Annotated in this window: 19 protein-coding genes, 1 tRNA gene and 1 pseudogene; 6 read left to right on the forward strand and 15 right to left on the reverse strand. The window is 66.7% G+C overall.

What is annotated here, in order from left to right; genetic code table 11:
* The 5 genes and pseudogenes from PMI02_RS02195 to PMI02_RS02215 all read left to right on the forward strand — a co-directional run.
* Positions 1-213 (forward strand): annotated as a pseudogene (locus PMI02_RS02195) (EAL domain-containing protein); the annotation flags it as partial.
* 54 nt (positions 214-267) lie between these two features.
* Positions 268-1,086: a diaminopimelate epimerase gene (gene dapF, locus PMI02_RS02200; protein ID WP_007678112.1), complete on the forward strand. Its 819-nt coding sequence runs from the start codon at positions 268-270 to the stop codon at positions 1,084-1,086.
* Positions 1,083-2,261 carry a MiaB/RimO family radical SAM methylthiotransferase gene (locus PMI02_RS02205; RefSeq protein WP_007678113.1) on the forward strand — a complete coding sequence of 393 codons (1,179 nt, stop codon included), beginning with the start codon at positions 1,083-1,085 and terminating at the stop codon, positions 2,259-2,261. Before dapF ends, PMI02_RS02205 begins: the two co-directional genes overlap by 4 nt.
* Complete coding sequence (gene ftsY, locus PMI02_RS02210) at positions 2,258-3,220, forward strand: signal recognition particle-docking protein FtsY (RefSeq protein ID WP_007678114.1); 963 nt, start codon at positions 2,258-2,260, stop codon at positions 3,218-3,220. The genes PMI02_RS02205 and ftsY overlap by 4 nt, the downstream gene beginning before the upstream one ends.
* 1 nt (position 3,221) lies before the next feature.
* Positions 3,222-3,869 (forward strand): inner membrane-spanning protein YciB, encoded by a 648-nt coding sequence (locus PMI02_RS02215; RefSeq protein ID WP_007678116.1) that lies wholly within the window; start codon positions 3,222-3,224, stop codon positions 3,867-3,869.
* A gap of 22 nt (positions 3,870-3,891) precedes the next feature.
* On the opposite strand, the gene PMI02_RS02220 is transcribed toward PMI02_RS02215, so the two are convergent.
* The 10 genes from PMI02_RS02220 to PMI02_RS02260 form a co-directional block, all read right to left on the reverse strand.
* Positions 3,892-5,013, reverse strand: coding sequence for an energy transducer TonB (locus PMI02_RS02220; protein ID WP_007678118.1), 1,122 nt, complete (start codon positions 5,011-5,013; stop codon positions 3,892-3,894).
* Positions 5,014-5,106: 93 nt separating this feature from the next.
* Positions 5,107-7,065, reverse strand: a complete 1,959-nt coding sequence (locus PMI02_RS02225) for a potassium transporter Kup (RefSeq protein WP_007678120.1) — start codon at positions 7,063-7,065, stop codon at positions 5,107-5,109.
* A gap of 125 nt (positions 7,066-7,190) precedes the next feature.
* Positions 7,191-7,859 carry a tetratricopeptide repeat protein gene (locus PMI02_RS02230; protein WP_007678122.1) on the reverse strand — a complete coding sequence of 223 codons (669 nt, stop codon included), beginning with the start codon at positions 7,857-7,859 and terminating at the stop codon, positions 7,191-7,193.
* Positions 7,856-8,275: a cytochrome c-type biogenesis protein gene (locus PMI02_RS02235; RefSeq protein WP_007678124.1), complete on the reverse strand. Its 420-nt coding sequence runs from the start codon at positions 8,273-8,275 to the stop codon at positions 7,856-7,858. The genes PMI02_RS02230 and PMI02_RS02235 overlap by 4 nt, the downstream gene beginning before the upstream one ends.
* Positions 8,272-8,823, reverse strand: a complete 552-nt coding sequence (locus PMI02_RS02240) for a DsbE family thiol:disulfide interchange protein (protein WP_007678126.1) — start codon at positions 8,821-8,823, stop codon at positions 8,272-8,274. Before PMI02_RS02240 ends, PMI02_RS02235 begins: the two co-directional genes overlap by 4 nt.
* Positions 8,820-10,802: a heme lyase CcmF/NrfE family subunit gene (locus PMI02_RS02245; protein ID WP_007678136.1), complete on the reverse strand. Its 1,983-nt coding sequence runs from the start codon at positions 10,800-10,802 to the stop codon at positions 8,820-8,822. Before PMI02_RS02245 ends, PMI02_RS02240 begins: the two co-directional genes overlap by 4 nt.
* Positions 10,799-11,251 carry a cytochrome c maturation protein CcmE gene (ccmE, locus tag PMI02_RS02250; protein WP_007678139.1) on the reverse strand — a complete coding sequence of 151 codons (453 nt, stop codon included), beginning with the start codon at positions 11,249-11,251 and terminating at the stop codon, positions 10,799-10,801. The genes PMI02_RS02245 and ccmE overlap by 4 nt, the downstream gene beginning before the upstream one ends.
* A complete protein-coding gene (locus tag PMI02_RS27560) occupies positions 11,251-11,391 on the reverse strand; it encodes a hypothetical protein (protein ID WP_007678141.1) in 141 nt (46 codons plus the stop codon). The genes ccmE and PMI02_RS27560 overlap by 1 nt, the downstream gene beginning before the upstream one ends.
* 4 nt (positions 11,392-11,395) lie before the next feature.
* Entirely contained in the window at positions 11,396-12,127 is a 732-nt protein-coding gene (gene ccmC, locus PMI02_RS02255) for a heme ABC transporter permease CcmC (protein WP_007678144.1), read from the reverse strand.
* A gap of 117 nt (positions 12,128-12,244) precedes the next feature.
* Positions 12,245-12,321: transfer RNA gene (locus tag PMI02_RS02260), tRNA-His, on the reverse strand.
* A 170-nt stretch (positions 12,322-12,491) separates the two neighbouring features.
* Here PMI02_RS02260 and PMI02_RS02265 point away from each other — a divergent pair.
* Entirely contained in the window at positions 12,492-13,124 is a 633-nt protein-coding gene (locus PMI02_RS02265; protein ID WP_007678147.1) for a 2OG-Fe(II) oxygenase, read from the forward strand.
* A 54-nt stretch (positions 13,125-13,178) separates the two neighbouring features.
* Here PMI02_RS02265 and PMI02_RS02270 read toward each other — a convergent pair whose 3' ends face one another.
* From PMI02_RS02270 to bamA, 5 genes are all read right to left on the reverse strand, one after another.
* Entirely contained in the window at positions 13,179-13,775 is a 597-nt protein-coding gene (locus PMI02_RS02270; protein WP_007678151.1) for a superoxide dismutase family protein, read from the reverse strand.
* A 208-nt stretch (positions 13,776-13,983) separates the two neighbouring features.
* Positions 13,984-14,211 (reverse strand): 50S ribosomal protein L31, encoded by a 228-nt coding sequence (gene rpmE, locus PMI02_RS02275; RefSeq protein ID WP_007678152.1) that lies wholly within the window; start codon positions 14,209-14,211, stop codon positions 13,984-13,986.
* A gap of 101 nt (positions 14,212-14,312) precedes the next feature.
* Positions 14,313-14,768, reverse strand: coding sequence for a 3-hydroxyacyl-ACP dehydratase FabZ (gene fabZ, locus PMI02_RS02280; RefSeq protein ID WP_007678153.1), 456 nt, complete (start codon positions 14,766-14,768; stop codon positions 14,313-14,315).
* 19 nt (positions 14,769-14,787) lie between these two features.
* The gene (locus tag PMI02_RS02285) at positions 14,788-15,486 is read right to left on the reverse strand and encodes an OmpH family outer membrane protein (protein ID WP_007678154.1); all 699 of its coding nucleotides are present in this window, start codon (positions 15,484-15,486) and stop codon (positions 14,788-14,790) included.
* Entirely contained in the window at positions 15,486-18,137 is a 2,652-nt protein-coding gene (bamA, locus tag PMI02_RS02290) for an outer membrane protein assembly factor BamA (RefSeq protein ID WP_036501906.1), read from the reverse strand. Before bamA ends, PMI02_RS02285 begins: the two co-directional genes overlap by 1 nt.
* Positions 18,138-18,257: the final 120 nt, after the last annotated feature.

Here is an 18,257-nt window from a genome sequence, read left to right on the forward strand (position 1 = left end):
GGGCTCGACCTGCCGGTCACCGCCGAGGGTATCGAGACGCAGGACGTGCTCGACCACCTGCGCCAATACGGCGACATCACCGGGCAGGGCTACCTCTACGGCCGCCCCCGCCCGGCGAGCGAGCTTGGCGAATGGCTCGATCCCGGCCAGCGCGCGACGGTGGAGCCAGAGGCGACTACCGTGGAAGACCCACTCCACGTCCGCCGCGCCTGACGGGAACGACGACAACACTGGACCTTCGCCCCGCCAACTCCTAGATCGCGCGGCATGCGGATCGAATTCACCAAGATGCACGGGCTGGGCAACGATTTCGTCGTCCTCGATGCGCGCGGGGCGCCTCTGCCCAACGTCGACGCCGGGTTCGCCGCCGCGCTTGCCGACCGCCACACCGGCATCGGCTGCGACCAGCTGATCGTGCTCGAACCCTCGGACACCGCCGATTTCCGCATGCGCATCTTCAACGGTGACGGCAGCGAGGTCGAGGCCTGCGGAAATGCCACGCGTGCGGTCGGACTGCTCCACGGCGCTCCCGCCCGGATCGAGACCCTGGGCGGCCTCGTAAGCTCCACGCCTGCGGAGGCCGGGATCAGCGTCGAGATGGGCAAGCCCCGCTTCGATTGGGACATGATCCCCCTCGCCTACCCGATGGACACCCACGCGATGCCCGTCGCCTGGGAGGAACTGGTGAACCCGATCGCCGTCAACGTCGGCAATCCGCACGTCATATTCTTCGTCGAGGATCCCTACGCCATCGACATGGCCCGCCTCGGGCCGCTGATCGAGACCGACCAGCTGTTTCCCGAGCGCATCAACGTCAACGTCGCCGCCGTCACCTCGCGCGAATCGATCACCCTGCGCGTGTGGGAGCGCGGCGCCGGGCTCACCCGCGCCTGTGGGACGGGTGCCTGCGCCACCGCCATCGGCGCGATGAAGCGCGGGCTGGTGGACCGGCGCGTCACCGTAACCCTCCCCGGCGGCCCGCTCGTCATCGAGTGGCGCGAGGACGGCGAGATCGTCATGACCGGCCCCGCCACCGAGGCATTCCGTGGCAGCTTCGATCCGGCGGACTTCAGGATCACCACTTGACCGTCGAGGTCCATTCGCTCGGCTGCCGGCTCAATCTCGCCGAGAGCGAGAGCCTGCGCGGCCTCTTGGGCGAGGCGCAGGACCTCGTCGTCATCAACTCCTGCGCCGTCACCGCCGAGGCCGTGCGCCAGACCCGCCAGGCCATCCGCCGCGCCCGCCGCGCCCGCCCCGACGCGCGCCTGCTCGTCACCGGTTGCGCGGCCGAGGTGGAGCACGAGGCGCTGGCTGCGATGCCCGAGGTCGACGGCCTCGTCGCCAACGCCGCCAAGCTCGACCCGCGCGCTTGGAACGTCCCTGTCCCCGCCGTCCGGCCTGCCCAGCGCAGCCATACGCGCGGCTTCGTGCAGGTGCAGAACGGCTGCGACCACGCCTGCACCTTCTGCGTCATTCCCCAGGGCCGCGGTCCCAGCCGCTCGCGCAGCATTGCCGAGGTGCTGGAGGACGTCGCGCTGCATCTCGAGGCAGGCGTGGGCGAGATCGTGCTGACCGGCGTGGACCTCACCTCATGGGGCGGCGACCTTCGCGGCGAGCCACGGCTCGGCACATTGTGCGAGGCCATCCTTTCCCGCTTCCCCACCCTCGCTCGCCTGCGCCTCTCCTCGATCGACGGCGCCGAGGTGGACGACGTTCTGTTCGACTTGCTGGCGGGGGAAGCGCGGGTCATGCCGCACGTCCACCTCTCGCTGCAGCATGGCGACGACCTCATCCTCAAGCGCATGAAGCGCCGCCACAGCCGTGCCGACGCTGTCACGCTGGTCGCCGCCTTGCGCGCCCGCCGCCCGGACATCGCCATCGGCGCCGACCTCATCGCCGGCTTCCCGACCGAGGATGAGGCCGCGCACGCCGCGAACCTCTCGATCGTCGAGGAACTGGGCGTCGTCCACGGGCACGTCTTCCCCTATTCGCCGCGCCCCGGCACCCCGGCGGCGCGGATGCCACAGGTCGAGCATGCCGTGATCCGCTCGCGCGCCGCGCAGCTGCGGGAAACCGTCTCCAAAGTGCGGGCATCGTGGCTTGCCGCGCATCTGGGCAAGCCGCTATGGGTGCTCGCCGAAAGGGGCGGGACCGGCCATGCGCCGGACTTCGCCCCGGTCCGCGTGCCCGCCGAGACGCACCCCGGCGCGCTGGTCAGCGTTGTGCCCGCAAGGGTAGTCGAAGGAATACTGGAAGCATGAGTATCGAGGACCAGCCCGGCCAGCCCATCGCGGCGGACACCGGTAACGATTGGTCCGAGCGCCTCTTCGGAGGCTTTCGCAAGACCTCGGAGCGTCTCGCCGGCAACCTGGCCGGTATCGTCGGCGCCACCCGCCTGACCGAGACGCAGCTCGACCATCTCGAAGATGCGCTGATCATGTCGGACCTCGGCCCCCGCGCCGCCGCCCGCATCCGCGCCCGCCTCGCCGACGAACGCTTCGAGCGCGACGCGGACGAGCGCGCGATCATGGAAGTGGTCGCCCGCGAGATCGCCGAGATCCTGCGCCCGGTCGCCAAGCCGCTCGACGTCGTCGCCTTCCCGCGTCCACAGGTGATCCTGGTGATCGGCGTCAACGGATCGGGCAAGACCACCACGATCGCCAAGCTGGCGCACCTGTTCCAGGAGCAGGACTATTCGGTCATGCTGGCGGCGGGCGATACCTTCCGCGCCGCCGCGATCGGCCAGTTGCGCGTCTGGGCGGACCGCCTGTCTATCCCGATCATCACCGGTCCCGAAGGCGGTGACCCGGCCTCGGTCGTGTTCGACGCCGTCAAGGCCGCGACCGACACCGGCATCGACGCGCTGATCGTCGACACTGCCGGCCGCCTCCAGAACAAGCGAGAGCTGATGGACGAACTGTCCAAGATCCGCCGTGTGCTGGGCCGCATCAATCCCGAGGCACCGCACGACGTGGTGCTCGTGCTCGACGCGACCAATGGCCAGAATGCGCTTTCGCAGATCGAGATCTTCAAGGAAGTGGCGGGCGTCTCCGGCCTCATCATGACCAAGCTGGACGGCACCGCCCGCGGCGGCGTCCTCGTCGCGGCGGCGGAGCAGTACGGGCTCCCCATCCACGCCATCGGCGTCGGCGAGAAGATCGACGACCTGCGCCCCTTCAACCCCGACCTGCTCGCGCGGGTGATCGCGGGAATCGCATAAGATGAACGCCCAGACCAAGCCCAAGCCCAAGAGTTCCTGGGTCAATCTCGTCGTCGATTTCGGGCCGCTGCTCGTCTTCTTCCTCGCCTATCGCCACTTCGCGCCGGGGGACGAGAACAACATGGTCGGCACCGTCGGCGCCGTCATCAAGGGCACCGTCGCCTTCATGGTCGCCACCGTGATCGCGCTGGCCGTATCGAAATGGCGCCTCGGCCACGTCTCGCCGATGCTGTGGCTGACGACGGTGCTGATCCTCGGCTTCGGCGCGCTGACCGTGATCTTCCGCAATCCGTTCTACGTCCAGATCAAGCCCACCGCCGTCTACCTGCTCTTCTCGGTCGTGCTGTTCGTCGGCCTGTTCAAGGGCAAGCCGATGCTCAAGTACCTCCTGCAGTCCGCCTTCGAGGGGCTGGACGAGGCAGGCTGGATGAAGCTTTCGCGCAACTGGGCGTGGTTCTTCCTGGTGCTAGCGGTGCTGAACACGGCGCTGGTCTACACGGTCAGCTTCGACACCTGGATGCAGGCCAAGCTCTGGGGCTTCACGGTGCTCTCGTTCCTGTTCACCTTCTCGCAGCTGCCCATGGTGCTCAGGCATGGGATGGGCGCCGAGGCGAAGGAAGAGCTGATCGAGAACCCGCCCCACGATTGACGGGGTCGGGACGGACCGCCTGTCAGTGGGCTGGCTCGGGAGCGGGTTCCTCCTGCGCCCCTTCACCGTACTGCGCCTTGTCCTCGCCCGGCATCACGAACTTCACCCGCTCGACGCATCCCGTCGAGCCCTGCGGCGATGATGCGACGGCGGCGCGCTGGATCATCTGCGCAGCCTGCCTGCCGAAGTCGTCGGAAGGCTGCGCCTCCAGCACCTGCACGTTGCCCACGGCGCCCCACGGAGCCGTATCGAAGCTGACCACCGCCCAGCCCTCTATCCTGCGCCTGCCGTAAGCCGCCGGAAACTGTAGTTCGGGCGTCCGCACCCACTTGCGGTCCGCTGCGCAGGTCGCGTCCGCGGGACGCGGCAGATCCTGCGGCATCGGGGGCGCCGGCAAAGTCGCGGGCGCGCGCCAGTATGGATAGAGGCAAGCCTTGCGCCCGCCTCCTGAGAAACGGGACTTGCGAACCGCCTTCACCGCCTCGGCATCCAGCGCCTTGTTCCCCGTGCCCAATGCGGTGCGCACGGCGACGGGCTTGCCGCCCGCATCGGTGTCGTAAGCGACGAGGGACCAGTCCTTGGCGCCGGGCGTGGCAGCGATCGATGCGAAATCAGGATAGGCCCGTAGCCGCGGCTGCGGGCGCGGGCCGTCTCCGCAGGTTCCGTCCTGCCGGATGCGCTTCCAGCCCTCGGGAGGCAGCGGGCCGGAAGTGGGCATCATCGTGTAGGCCACCAGATCCGCAGGGAACGCCGTGGACATCGGCCGGATGTCCGCCGAGAAGTTCACCGAACATCCCCTGCGCGCGACCGCCGGAAACCGGCTTGCGGCAAGCGCGGGAGCAACGTCGTCGTTGAAGTGGTAGCGATTCTCGGCCTTGATCGACACAGGCCGGCCCGAGGCATCGATGTCGAAAGAGAGCGTCATCGGGGGACGCTGCGCCGCTGCCGGATAAGTGAGGACGCTGAAAGGCCTGCGGATGCGATCTCCTGCAATCACCACGCTCCCTTCGCACCGCACTTCGCCCGCGCCCCACGTGGCGAGGGCGCTCGCCTGCTGCGAGCGCTGGCTTATGCCCATGGGCGGGTGTGAAGGCGGCGGCGCGGCGGTTAGTGCGGCTGATAGCGCCAGGATCGAAAGCCACATCGTCACCACTCCGCAGACCGTGTCGCAGCCAAGCTAACACGATCGAAAGACTGGACAATGTCGGATTGCGCGATGTTAACGCGCAGACGCGGATCAGATCTCCAGCTGGCTTCCCAGCTCCACCACGCGGTTGGTGGGGAGGCGGAAGAACTCCATCGCGCTCGCCGCGTTGCGCATCATCCAGGCGAACAGTTTTTCGCGCCAGATCATCATCCCCGGCTTCTCCGAAGGCACCAGCGTCTGGCGCGAGAGGAAGAAGCTGGTCTTCATCATCTCGAACGGGCCACCGCACATCGGTGCATGGGCGAGCGCGGCGGGAATGTCGGTTTCCTCCATGAAGCCGTAGCGCAGCGTCATGCGGTAGAAGCCCTGCCCCAGTTCGACGACCGAGAAGCGCTCCGCCGGCTCGACGTAGGGGCCGTCCTGCACCTCGACGGTGAGCACGACGACGCGCTCGTGCAGCACCTTGTTGTGCTTGATGTTGTGAAGCAGCGCCGAAGGCACGCCCATGTTGGTGGAGGCCATGAAGATCGCGGTCCCCGGCACCCGCGCGGCGCTGCCGTGGGCGCTCTTGGCGAAGACGTTGAGCGGCAGCGCAGCCTCGGTCATGCGGTCCCGCATGAGGCGGCGGCCCTTGTTCCACGTCGTCAGCAGCGTGAAGGCGACACCGCCGATGAGCAGCGGGAACCAGCCGCCGTCGGGGACCTTCGTGGCGTTGGCCGCGAAGTAGGCGCCGTCGACCACGAAGAAGGTCACGATCACCGGCACCGCCAGCCACAGTTTCCACTTCCACAGCGCAATCAGCAGCACCGCCATCAGGCAGGTGTCGATGAGCATCGCGCCGGTCACCGCGATGCCGTAGGCCGAGGCGAGGTTCGACGAGTTCTGGAACACCAGGACCAGCACGATCACTCCGGTCATCAGCGCCCAGTTCACGAACGGGATGTAGATCTGCCCGACCTCGTGCTCGCTGGTGTGGCGGGTCGAGAGGCGCGGAATGAAGCCCAGCTGCATCGCCTGGTGGGTGATCGAAAACGCACCCGAGATCACCGCCTGGCTGGCGATGAAGGCGGCGCCGCTCGCCAGGATCACCAGCGGCAGGCGCAGCGATTCGGGGGCGAGGTTGAAGAACGGGTTCTCCATCGCCACCGCTGCCTGCGCGTCGTCGAGGCGCAGGATCATCGCGGCCTGGCCGAAGTAGTTGATGAGCAGGCACGGCATCACGAAGCCGAACCACGACAGGCGCAGCGGCCCGCGCCCGAAGTGCCCCATGTCGGAATAGAGTGCCTCGGCGCCGGTCACCGCCAGCACGACCGAGCCCAGTGCCAGGAAGCCGAGCATCTTGTCGGTCAGGAAGAACTGCACCGCAAACCACGGGTTCAGCGCCTTCAACACCTCGGGCATCTGTACTAGGTGGTAGATGCCGAGCACGGCCAGCACGATGAAGTAGGTCACCATGACGGGCGCGAACAGGGCGCCGACCTTTGCGGTTCCGCTCTTCTGGATCACGAACAGCCCGACCAGCAGCACCAGCGCGATCGGCAGCACGAAGGGCGCCATGTCCGACTGGACCACTGTCAGACCCTCGACCGCCGAGAGCACCGAGACCGCAGGGGTAATCATCGAATCGCCGTAGAACAGCGAGGTCGCGAAGACGCCGAGCAGGACCACGAGGCCGCCGTAATGCCGTTTCCGAATCACGCCCGAGATCAGCGCGACGAGCGCGAGGCTGCCGCCCTGTCCCTTGTTGTCCGCGCGCATCAACACGCCCACGTACTGGACCGAGACGACCAGCGTCATCGACCAGAAGATCAGGCTGACCACGCCGAGGATGTGCAGTTCGTCGATAGCCAGCGGGTGCGGGCCGACGAAGGTTTCACGAAAAGCATAGATCGGGCTGGTGCCGATGTCGCCGAAGACGACACCCACCGCGCCCATCGCCAGCTTGGTGATGTTGCCCGAGCCCCCGCCATGACCCGACGCCGGAGCAGTGGACGCCGCCGGGTCTATCACCGCCGGCACGTCAGACGCATCCGCAGTTCCATCACTCATTCAAGCGTCCCGTCGTGGACTCGCAGAAGCGCATTCACTGCTGCGGCAAGGCTTGCGCCGTTAGCAGCATGGATGGGGGCAAGCAACGATACTTACAAGGAGACGGGCGCCCGGAAACCTGCCGTTCAGGGAACGGATGATTGCCCCTGAACGGGCGCCGATTCGCTCTTCTGCGCTGCGATCACCGCGTCGAGTCGCTGGAGCTGCTGGAACAGCGGTCCGCGCCACTGCGCATCGTCCGGCGCGCGCAGCAGGACACCCGCCCAGAGGCTGCGCGCCTCGACCAGCTTGCCCTCCTGCGCGAAGGCGAGACCGAGGAAGAACGGCGGTCCCGGCGCATCGGGGTCGGCGCTGGCGGCGCGGCGGTAGGCGTAGAGCGCCGCGGGCGTCAGCGTGTCGTCGGCGTGCCCGAACAGCGCGTTGGCCATCGCCAGCCATGCTTCGGAGCTTTTCGGGTCTTCGTTCACCGCGATGCGCAGGACTTCGGCGGCATCGGCATAGTTGCCGTTGCGCGCGAAGGCATCGGCGGTGACGACCCAGCGGTTGAGCGTCGGGATGCCGCTGTTGGTGACCTTGCCCCGCGCCTCGACCATCGCGGCCGGATCGCCCGAGATCGATTCGCGGCCTTCCCGGGGTGCTCCCGCCAGGCTGGGCGAGCCTTGCGTGACGTAGCCAGCGATCCCCAGCAGCAGCGCGGAGGCCACCGCTTCCCGGGCGCCGCGCGGCACTTTCACAACGAACAGCAGAAACGCCAGCACAACAAGAGCAAGGCCGATGACGAGAACCCAGGTCACTGGCCGTTCTCCGTAGGCGTGCGGGTGAAGCGGCGGCGCAGCAGCAGGAACGCGATCAGCACCAGCACCGCCGGCACCGCGAACAGCGGCCAGGTCAGCGTGGTCAGCTGCGGGGCATAGCTGACGTAGTCGCCGTAACGCTCGATCAGCCAGGCACGGATCGCTTCGGGCTCCTCGCCGCTGGCGATGCGTTCGCGCACGAGGCTGCGCATCGAGCCCGCGATCGGCGCGTCCGAATCGGCGATCGACTGGCCCTGGCACTGCAGGCAGCGCAAGCTTTCCATCAGGTCCTGCGCCTTGGTCTCCTGCGCCGGATCGTCGAGCTGGCGATAGGCGTAGGGCGCAGTGGACTGCTCTTCCTGCGCCAAAGCCGGGGCCGTCAGCAGCAGCGCCGCGAGGACAAGAAGGCGTTTCATTGGCCCGCCTCCTTCAGCTTCTCGAGCAGCAGGCCGAGATGCTCCGGCCGAATCTCGCCGATATGCTGGTAGACGATCTTCCCCCGTCCATTGACGACGTAGGTCTCCGGAACGCCCGAGGAACCGAGCGCGAGTTGCACCTTGCCGTCGTCGTCCGCGCCGATGCGCTGGAACGGATCGCCGTTTTCCTCGAGGAAGGCGTGAAGGTTTTCCGTCGTGTCGCGCACCGAGATACCCTCGATCGGCACGCCCGCCTTCGCCAGTTCGCCCAGTTGCGGCGCCTCGACTCGGCATGGCACGCACCAGCTGGCGAAGACGTTGACGAGGTGCGGCTTGCCGTTGGCGAGTACCTTGCTGTCCAGCCCCGGACGGCCCGGTAGTGCTGCGGGCAAGTCGAACTCGGGCATCGCCTTGCCCACCAGCGCACTGGCGACGTTGCGATCCGCCGGGCGGTAGAGCCCGATCAGGACCAGCGCGACGAAGCCGAGGAACAGCGCCAGCGGCAACCAGATCGCCCAGCGCGGGGCGCGTGCGGAAGTGTCGGTCATCGGCCCTGCCTCTCGCGGCGATAGGCGATTTTGCCCCGCACCACGCGGCGGCGCCAGTCGTTCAGCACATGGCCGAGAAGCGCCAGCGCGCCGCCCAGCGCCACCAGCAGCGCGCCCACCCAGATCAGCGGCACGAAGGGCTTCCACCACAGCCGCAGCTGCCAGCGATTGCCTGAGCCATTGACTTCATCCTTGCCGTCGACCGAAGGCGCCTCGCCACCAAGCACCGCATAGAGCTGCCCGTTCCAGCGCGTCAGCAGGGCCGATTCGCTCGTCTGCTGCACCGGCGCCCAGAAGCTGCGCGACTGTGGGAGCATCCGCGTCACCCTGCCGTCCGTGCCGTACCGTACCAGCAGCCGCGCTTCGAGCGCGGTCCAGTTGGGACCCGCAACCGGCTCGACGGTGTCCAGCTTGATGCCCCACGGGCCCACCTGCGTGACCTCGCCGATCTTCACCGCCACGAGCTTCTCGATCGAAAAAGCACTCTCGCTGCTCATCCCGAACAGGGCGACGGCGATCCCGAAGTGCGCGACGACCATGCCCCAGATCGGCAGCGGCGTGCGGCGCAGGTTCCGGCCCTTGAGCGGCAGCACGCTCGCCCAGCCGAGGCCTACGGCGAGCGCGAGGCCGAGGAAGGGCAGCAACGAGACGCCGCCGATCAGCACCAGAGCGATCCCCGCCGCGACGACCAGCATAGCCGGGATCACGAGATTGCGGCCCACCCGCGCGAACTTGTCTCGCCGCCAGCGCAGCAGCGGGCCGACTGCCAGCACCACCAGCATCGGCAGCGCGAACAGCGCGCTCATCGGGTTGAAGTACGGCGGTCCGACCGAGACCTTGGCGCCCATCGCCTCAGCCACCAGCGGGTAGAGCGTGCCGAACAACACGATCCCCAGGATCGCCGAAAGCATGACGTTGTTGACCACCAGCGCGCCCTCGCGGCTGACCAGGGCGAAGCGCTCGCCCTCCGCCACCGTCGAGGCGCGCAGGCCGAACAGCGTCAGCGCGCCGCCGATGTAGATCGCCAGCAGGCCGAGGATGAAGGTGCCGCGCTGCGGGTCGACGGCGAAGGCGTGCACGCTCGTCAGGATGCCCGAGCGCACGAGGAACGTGCCGATCATCGACATCGAGAAGGCGACGACGCCGAGCATCACCGTCCACGAGCGCAGCGCATCGCGCGAGGCCAGAACGCTGCACGAATGGAGCAGCGCGGTCGCCGCCAGCCACGGCATCAGCGAGGCGTTCTCGACCGGGTCCCAGAACCACCAGCCGCCCCAGCCCAGCTCGTAGTAGGCCCAGTAGGAGCCCGCCGCGATGCCCACCGTCAGGAATATCCACGCCCCCAGCACCCAGGGCCGCATGGCCTTGGCGAAGGTCGGCCCGACCTCGCGCGTGATGAGCGCGCCGATGGCGAAGCTGAAGGCGATCGAAAGCCCGACGTAGCCGAGGTAGAGCGTCGGCGGATGGAACGCGAGACCGAGGTCCTGCAGCAGCGGGTTGAGCCCGTTGCCCTCAGCCGGCACTGGCGACAGACGCTCGAACGGGTTCGAGGCGAGCAGCAGGAAGGCGTAGAAACCCAGGCTCACGAAGGCCTGTCCCGCCAGCGTCGCCAGCATGGTCCGCTCCGGCAGCCGCCGCTCGACCAGCGCGACGAAGGCGCCGGCCATGCCCATGACCGTTACCCACAGGAGCATCGAGCCCTCGTGGTTGCCCCAGGCACCGGCGATCTTGAACACCAGCGGCTTCATCGAATGCGAATTGAGCGCGACCAGCTTCACCGACAGGTCGGTCACCGAAAAGACGTAGATCAGGCAGGCGAAGGCCAGCAGCGCCAGCAGGCCCTGCGCGATGGCGACGGGCCGCACCGCCTCCCCCAGCGTGGCTCCGCGCGCGGTGAGGCCGAGCGCTCCGGCAAGCAGTTGCAGAGCGGCCAGCGCGGCGGCCAGCCACAGGGCGGCAAGTCCGAGTTCCGCGATCACTGCGTTTCCGCCACGACCTGCTTGGCCTGATCCTTGGTCATGTCCTGCATCTCGCGCGGCACGTAATTCTCGTCATGCTTGGCGAGCAGGTTGTCGGCGACGAATATGCCGTCCGTACCCATGCGTCCCTCGGCGACCACGCCGGAACCCTCGACGAACAGAGACGGCACGATGCCCCGAAACGTCACCGGGACCTTGGCCTTGCCGTCCTGCACCACGAAAGCGATCGTCACGCCGTCGGCCGCGGTCTTGAGCGACCCCTTCTCGACCATGCCGCCGAGGCGCACGGCGCGGCCGGGCTCGGGCGGCCTGGCGACGATATCGCTCGGCACGTAGAAGTAGCTCGCCTGATTGCGCAGCGCCCAGGCCGCGAGCAGCCCCGCGCCGATCAGCACGACCAGCGCGACCACGAGCAGTATGAGCCGCTGGTGCTTGGCTTTCACGGCCATCAGCGCTTCCTCGCCTCGTCGCGGCGTTTCTCGGCGCTGCGCATCGTCAGCAGCGACCATGCGACCATCGCGAGCGTCGCGCCCACGCCGATCACATAGGCTGCGACCACGAAGGTCCAGGGGTCCATCGCTTCGCGCATCGGCTCAGAATTCCACTTCGCTGAAGGCCTTGCGCCGCAGCCGGGCCTCGGCCTGCTGGTTCGCGAGGATCGCCCGCATACGCGCCAGCACGACGCCCGCGAAGATCAGCGTGAAGCCCAGCGTCGCGGCGAGCAGCGGGATCAGGAAATCGCCCGACATCGCCGACTTGCCCATGGTGATGCTGGGCGGCTGGTGCTGGCTGTTCCACCAGATCACCGAGTAGTGGATGATCGGAATGTTCACCGCGCCGACGAGGCCGAAGATCGCGGGCGCGCGGTTCTCGCCGCCGTCGGAGGATTCGCTCGCCTGCGCGAGCGCCATCCAGCCGAAGTAGAGGAACAGCAGCACCAACATCGAGGTCAGCCGCCCGTCCCAGACCCACCAGGTCCCCCAGGCGGGCCGTCCCCACAGCGAACCGGTAACGAGGCAGACGGCGGTGAATACCGCGCCCGGCACCGCGCAGGCGCGCGCGGCGATGGCGGACAGCGGATGACGCCAGACCAATTCGGTGAAGCTCGCCCCGGCGATGCCCATCCAGCCCGCCATGCCGAGCCATGCCGAGGGCACGTGGAGGTACATGATCCGCACCGTCTCGCCCTGCAGCCGCTCGGCGGGCGCGAGGATTAGCCCCCATCCCAGCGCCAGCGCCGCCGTGGCAAGGCCCACGCCCATGCACAGCGGCATAAGCCAGCGGGCTATACGCAGGAAACGGGCGGGATTGGCGAAGCCGTGCATGACAGTCGCGCTTCTATCGAGAGTGGTGCGAGGAGCAAGTGACTCAGATGAAAGCGCGACGCTTTTCACCCGCCAATGAGGCGTTTGCCCCACTCACGATATCGATGTGGTGGAAAATGGGGCGATCGATGGGGTTCGAACCCACGACCTCCGGTACCACAAACCGGCGCTCTAACCAACTGAGCTACGATCGCCACAGCATGGTCCTGAAGACCACGCTAACCGCACATGGGAAGCAGCTGGGCTGCAACCTGTGCGGGAGCGCGCCTTTGCACAGGGATGGCATGCTTGCAAAGCAAAAATTCGGATCGGGCATGTCACGGAGCGATTTTCCTGTGCCCGGGCGGCCGCTAAGGTCGCGTCCATGAACGGACCCGGCGAATCGTCAGCTGCACAATTGCTTTCTCATGCCGGCGTGCAGCGCTTCCCGTCCTCACGCCTCGACCTGTTCATCCTGAAGAACTTCGTGGCGGCGGAGCAGTGCGCGGAGCTCATGGCGCTGATCGAGGACAGCCACCGCCCTTCGACGATCGCCGACTACAATGGTGATGATGCCTTCCGCACCAGTTCCACCTGCGACCTGTCCACCGACGTGCCCGTGGTGGCCAATCTCGCGGCCGCATTGTCGCGCCTGTCAGGCATAGACCTCGCTCATGCCGAACCGCTGCAGGGCCAGCGCTACGAGGTCGGGCAGGAGTTCAAGGCGCACACGGACTACTTCGAGCCCGGCAACGCGGACTATGACAAGTATTGCGCGGTCCCCGGTCAGCGGACCTGGACCTTCATGATCTATCTCAACGAGGTCGAGGCGGGCGGCGCCACGCGGTTCCGGGTGATCGACAAGATGATCCAGCCCGAAATCGGCAAGCTCATCGCCTGGAACAACCGCCGCCCCGATGGCACTCCCAACGCCGCGACGCTCCATCACGCCATGAAGGTGCGCAAGGGCTACAAGTACGTGATCACGCAATGGTATCGCGAAAGGCACTGGGGCTGAAGGCTTCGCGATGACGCCCCTCCTTCGGAAAGGAGAGGCGGATCGTCGTTCCTGCTATTTCGCGGTGCTGATCACCGCGCAGGCGATCCGGCCTCCGGCATTGCCCGAGGGCTGGCTGCTGTAGTCGTCCGCTGCTGCGTGGATGACGAGCGCGGTGCCGTCCGCATCGAACAGCGACTTGGCGCCGGGCGACAACGTGACGCCCGTGTTGAGGATCTGGGTCTTGAGCAGGCCATCCGCACCAACGTGCTGGTTGGGCATGTCGCCGCCGTGAGGGCCATTGGCGGCCATGTAGCCGTGCTGGTGGTCACCGCCGGTGAAGTGGCCGCCGGCGCTGTCGAACTTGGTGGCGGTGTCGCACAGGCCCTTCTGGTGGAAGTGGAAGCCGTGCTCGCCGGCCGGCAAGCCCTTCACGTCGCCGCTGACCAGTACGCCCGCCGGGGTTTCCTGCAACATCACCATGCCCAGCTTCTTGCCGTCGAGGCCGATGACATCGGCATGAACCATCCCAGGCGAGACAGGAGCCGTCGCGGCGGCCGCGGCAGGCGAGGCGGCGTGGGCGTGCTGCGCTTCGGCGTGCGCGCAGGCGGTCATCGCCAGAAAGGCGAAGGCAGCGGCGGGGGCGGCAAGAATACGGGTTCGGCTGCTCATCGGGATTCTCCGGGTTTCGGGCCTGCACGGTCTGTCGGGTCGACCCACATCGAACTGGACGGTCACGAAGCCTAAGGGGCTGGACGCGAAAGGCAATCGTCCCGGCAGGGCGAAAGTTCCGGAGCTGCAATCCTGAAACGAAAAAGGCGGCCCCGCAGGACCGCCTCGTTCGTTTGCGAATCTGCAAGCGGCGCGAACGCCGCTCCGATCACTTCTTGGTGAGCGACAGACCACCGAAGCGCTTGTTGAACTGCGCAACGCGGCCGCCATCCTGAAGCTGGGCCTTGCCGCCGGTCCATGCCGGGTGCGAGGTCGGATCGATGTCCAGAACCAGCGTGTCGCCTTCCTTGCCCCAGGTCGAGCGGGTCTGGAAGGTGGTGCCATCGGTCATCTGAACGGTGATCGAGTGGTAGTCGGGATGGGTATCGGCCTTCATGGGTCTGGTCTCTTTTGCATGTGGCCGGTTCCGACCGGCCTGGCTGGGAAAGCGGCGCCCTTACAGGGAAGGACGCCGAAATGCAAGTAGGGCGCGGCCCCTCAGCTATCCGCGATCATCGCCGTAAAGTTGACGTCGCAGGTCACCTTGTCGTCGATCGAGGCCTTGCCCCAGAACTTGCACACCCGCGAGCGCTTCTGGACGAAGCCCGCGCGCAGGGTCAGCAGGTGGCCGGGGGTCACGGGGGCGCGGAACTTCGCTTCCTCGATCGCCATGAAGTAGACCAGCTTGCCGGTCCCCGCGAGGCCGAGGGTCTCTATCGCCAGGATGCCGGCCGCCTGCGCCAGTGCCTCGATCTGGAGGACGCCGGGCATGATCGGTCGGCCGGGGAAGTGACCCTGGAAAAAGTCCTCGTTGAAGCTGACCGCCTTGACCGCGTGGATCCCCTCCTCTTCCGAGATGGAGATCACGCGGTCGACGAGCAGCATCGGATAGCGGTGCGGAAGCGCCGCCAGGATTTTCGCCGTGTCGTAGGCCGTTTCGACGACTTCGCTCATGCCCTGTCCGATCCCGGGATCAGCGGCCGGTCGGTGCGGTCGCGGCAGCAGGCGCCTGCTGCCCGGCGGCCTGGGCGCGCTGTTCGCGGATCTGGCGCGGTTCCCAGCCGGCGGGCGGGACGAGCTGCGCCGAAGGCAGCGCCGTGTTCAGCTCGGTCAGGATGTCCTGGTTGAGGTTGTAGGCGCCGCCGTTGACCGCGAGGATCGCATCGGGCGAGATCAGGATCGAGACGTTCTTCTTGCTCATCGCCGCCTTGACGGCGTCGTTCAGCTTGTCCTCGATCTGCTCGTTCACGTAGGCCTGCGAGAGGCCGACGGGCTGCAGGATGCGCTGGAGCTCGGCCTTGCCGTTCTCCTGGAGCTGCTGGATCGCGCCGGCCTGCTGCTGCAGCTGCGCGTCGGCGACCTTGCCGCCCTGGCGGTCGGCGTTGAACTTGTCGACCAGCGGCTTGATCTGGGCGTTGAGCGCGGTGTTACGCGCCTGGGCTTGGTCGTACTGGGCCTTGTAGGTCGTCTGGCGCTGAGTCTCGGCGGCCTTGTAGGCGTTCGAGTTGGCGATCACCGCATCGAAGCTGGCGACGCCGAGGCCCTGCACGATGGTCCCGCCGGTGGCGGCGGGGGCAGCGGCGCCCTTCTTCTGGGCGAGAGCCGGCTGTGCGGCAACGGTGGCGAGCGCGAGGCCAGCGGCCAGCGCGACGGTCTTGGTCATGGTGCTCATCAGAATTGTGTTCCCACGTTGAAAGTGAAGGCCTTGGGATCGTCGCCGTCCTGCTTGAGAAGAGCGCGCGAGAAGTCGATGCGGAACGGGCCGAATGGCGAGTTCCAGTTCACGCCGATGCCGATGGCGACACGCGGCTTCCAGGTGTCGCCCTTGAATTCCTCGACGAAGGAGAACTGATAGCTCCCCGGAACGATGGTGTTTGGCAGGCCCGTCGTCGGGTCCGTCGCGTCGGTCGTCGAGTTGCCCGCGGCGTTTGTATAGAGCTGGTTGCAGCCCGGATCGCACTGCGTCAGTTGCGGCTGCTTGACGCTCCAGACCGCGCCGACGTCGGCGAAGATCGAGGGACGCAGACCCATTTCACGAGCGCCCGATCCCAACGGAATCTCCATTTCGGCGCGGCCCATGTAGTAGTAGTTGCCGCCGAGCGCGTCGTCGGTCCACTGGCTGCGGCTGGTGGTGGGATTGCCGTCGGCGTCAAGCTGCTTGCGCAGGACGCGCGGCCCCACGCCGCGAATGGCGAAGCCGCGGATCTGTGGCTCACCCAGGTAGAAGCGGTCCGTCAGGCGGACATCGTCTCCGCTCAGTCCCTTGATCGCCCCGCCCTCGCCCGAAAGCGAGAAGATGAAGCCCTTGCCGAGGTTGAAGAATTTCGACGCATTGGCCCGGATGCGGGCATATTTGACGTCGCCGCCGAGGCCCGCGAAGTCGACGTTGATCGAGGCGGTGGTGCCTCGCGTCGGACGGACGCGGTTGTCGAGCGTGTCATAGATCACCGAGAGACCGACGATCGAGCTCAGACGCTTGCCGATCGCGTCGCACAGGTATCGGCCTGCGTAGAGCGGGTCGCACTCCAGGTTCGGCGGATTCTGGCGAGTGGTGTAATACGTGCCTTCGTCCAGGCTGACGTCGTCGTAGTTGAGCGTATAGCGCCCCACTGCGGTCAGGAACTCGGTCAGCGGCACGCCCGCACGGACCTGGAAGCCGGTGGTCGACTGCTCGTAGGTCGTGTTGCGGTCCGAGTTGGAATAATTGAAACTGTTGTAGTCGCGGCGATAGATATCCACGCCCATCGAGATGTTCTTGTCGAACAGGTACGGCTCGACGAAGCTCGCCTCGATGCTCTTCGAATAGCGCGAGAGGCTGCCCGACAGACCGACCGTCTGACCACGGCCGCGGAAGTTGCGCTGGCGGATCGACGCCTGGAAGATGAAGCTCTCGAGGCTCGAGAAACCGGCCGAAAGCTGGAGTTCGCCGGTCGGCTTCTCCTCGACGTTGGCTTCGAGCAGAATGCGGTCGTCGGCGCTGCCCGGCTTCTGCTCGACTTCGAACTTCTCCTGGAAGTAACCGAGCGACTTGATGCGGTTGGTCGAGCGCTTGACCTGCAGCGAGTTGAACGCGTCGCCTTCTGCGATGCGGAATTCGCGGCGGATCACCTTGTCCTGCGTCAGCGTATTGCCGTTGATGTCGATACGCTCGACATAGACGCGCGGGGCTTCCTGGATCACGAAGGTCAGCCCCATTGTCAGGGCTTCCTTATCGCGATCGTACTGCGGCCGCACGTCGGCGAAGGCGTAGCCGAAGGCACCGGCAGTCTCGTTGAGACTGTCGATCGTGTCTTCGACCTGCTTGGCGTTGTACCAGTCGCCCTTGTGCATCACGAGGTTCTTGGCCACCTTGTCGCCGTCGAAGTCGCGCAGCTGGCTCTCGACCTTGACGTCGCCGAACTTGTAGCGCTGGCCTTCTTCCACCACGTAAGTGATGATGAAGTCCTTCTTGTCCGGCGTCAGTTCCGCCACGGCGGAAACCACGCGGAAATCGGCATAACCCTGCGTCAGGTAGAACTGGCGCAGCTTCTGCTGGTCGAAGGCCATGCGGTCGGGATCGTAGCTGGTGCCCGAGCTGAACAGGCGGGTGAAGCGCGCCTGCTTCGTCACCATCTGGCTGCGCAGGTCGCCGTCGGAGAACTTCTCGTTGCCGATGATGTTGATCTGGCGGACCTTGGACTTGTCGCCCTCGGTGATCTCGAAGACGATGTCGACGCGGTTCTGGTCGAGCGAAACCATCTTGGGCTCGACCGTCGCGGCGTAGCGGCCCTGGCGCTTGTAAAGCTCGATGATGCGGGCAACGTCGGCACGAATCTTGGAACGGGTGAAGATCTGGCGCGGCGCGACCTTGATCTCGGGCAGGATCTTGTCGTCCTTGATCCGCTTGTTGCCCTCCAGGATGATGCGATTGACGACCGGGTTTTCCTGGACCTGGATCACGACGACGCCATTGTCGTTGTTGATCTGGACGTCCTTGAACAGTTCGGTCGCGTAGAGGTCCTTCAGCGCGGCGTCGGCGGCGGTCTTGGTGTAGGGCTGACCGACACGCAGCTTGATGTAGGACATCACCGTTTGCGGCTCGAGGCGTTCGGAGCCCTTGACCTGGATGGTCTGGATCGCCGGACCGGCATCGGGATCGACGACGGGGGCAGGAGCCGGGGTCGCCGGAGCGGCGGCGCGCGGCGCTCCCGACCTCAACGGAGCAGGAGCCTGAGCCAGGGCTTCGGCGGGAACACCCGCGAGGATCGTGGTCCCCAGCAGAACTGCCGCAAGCTGCGAGGCACGGCGTTCGTCAGTGCAGCGAACCATTTCCCATCCGATCATTCTACGCAAATTCCCGTATTCGCTTTCGCGAGAAAAATAGACCACCCGGGCCAAATCGACATGCAGGGCGCGCACCGGACCCTGCAGGCAACCGCAGCCATCTGCCCGATGGAGCGCATC

The sequence above is a fragment of the Novosphingobium sp. AP12 genome (assembly GCF_000281975.1).
GTDB lineage: Bacteria > Pseudomonadota > Alphaproteobacteria > Sphingomonadales > Sphingomonadaceae > Novosphingobium.

Coding starts and splice junctions, on each gene's coding strand:
- dapF (WP_007678112.1), top strand. CDS start 268: ATGCGGATCGAATTCACCAAGATGCACGGGCTGGGCAACGATTTCGTC.
- ftsY (WP_007678114.1), top strand. CDS start 2,258: ATGAGTATCGAGGACCAGCCCGGCCAGCCCATCGCGGCGGACACCGGT.
- PMI02_RS02215 (WP_007678116.1), top strand. CDS start 3,222: ATGAACGCCCAGACCAAGCCCAAGCCCAAGAGTTCCTGGGTCAATCTC.
- PMI02_RS02220 (WP_007678118.1), bottom strand. CDS start 5,013: ATGTGGCTTTCGATCCTGGCGCTATCAGCCGCACTAACCGCCGCGCCG.
- PMI02_RS02225 (WP_007678120.1), bottom strand. CDS start 7,065: ATGAGTGATGGAACTGCGGATGCGTCTGACGTGCCGGCGGTGATAGAC.
- PMI02_RS02235 (WP_007678124.1), bottom strand. CDS start 8,275: ATGAAACGCCTTCTTGTCCTCGCGGCGCTGCTGCTGACGGCCCCGGCT.
- PMI02_RS02240 (WP_007678126.1), bottom strand. CDS start 8,823: ATGACCGACACTTCCGCACGCGCCCCGCGCTGGGCGATCTGGTTGCCG.
- ccmE (WP_007678139.1), bottom strand. CDS start 11,251: ATGGCCGTGAAAGCCAAGCACCAGCGGCTCATACTGCTCGTGGTCGCG.
- PMI02_RS27560 (WP_007678141.1), bottom strand. CDS start 11,391: ATGCGCGAAGCGATGGACCCCTGGACCTTCGTGGTCGCAGCCTATGTG.
- ccmC (WP_007678144.1), bottom strand. CDS start 12,127: ATGCACGGCTTCGCCAATCCCGCCCGTTTCCTGCGTATAGCCCGCTGG.
- PMI02_RS02265 (WP_007678147.1), top strand. CDS start 12,492: ATGAACGGACCCGGCGAATCGTCAGCTGCACAATTGCTTTCTCATGCC.
- PMI02_RS02270 (WP_007678151.1), bottom strand. CDS start 13,775: ATGAGCAGCCGAACCCGTATTCTTGCCGCCCCCGCCGCTGCCTTCGCC.
- rpmE (WP_007678152.1), bottom strand. CDS start 14,211: ATGAAGGCCGATACCCATCCCGACTACCACTCGATCACCGTTCAGATG.
- fabZ (WP_007678153.1), bottom strand. CDS start 14,768: ATGAGCGAAGTCGTCGAAACGGCCTACGACACGGCGAAAATCCTGGCG.
- PMI02_RS02285 (WP_007678154.1), bottom strand. CDS start 15,486: ATGAGCACCATGACCAAGACCGTCGCGCTGGCCGCTGGCCTCGCGCTC.
- bamA (WP_036501906.1), bottom strand. CDS start 18,137: ATGATCGGATGGGAAATGGTTCGCTGCACTGACGAACGCCGTGCCTCG.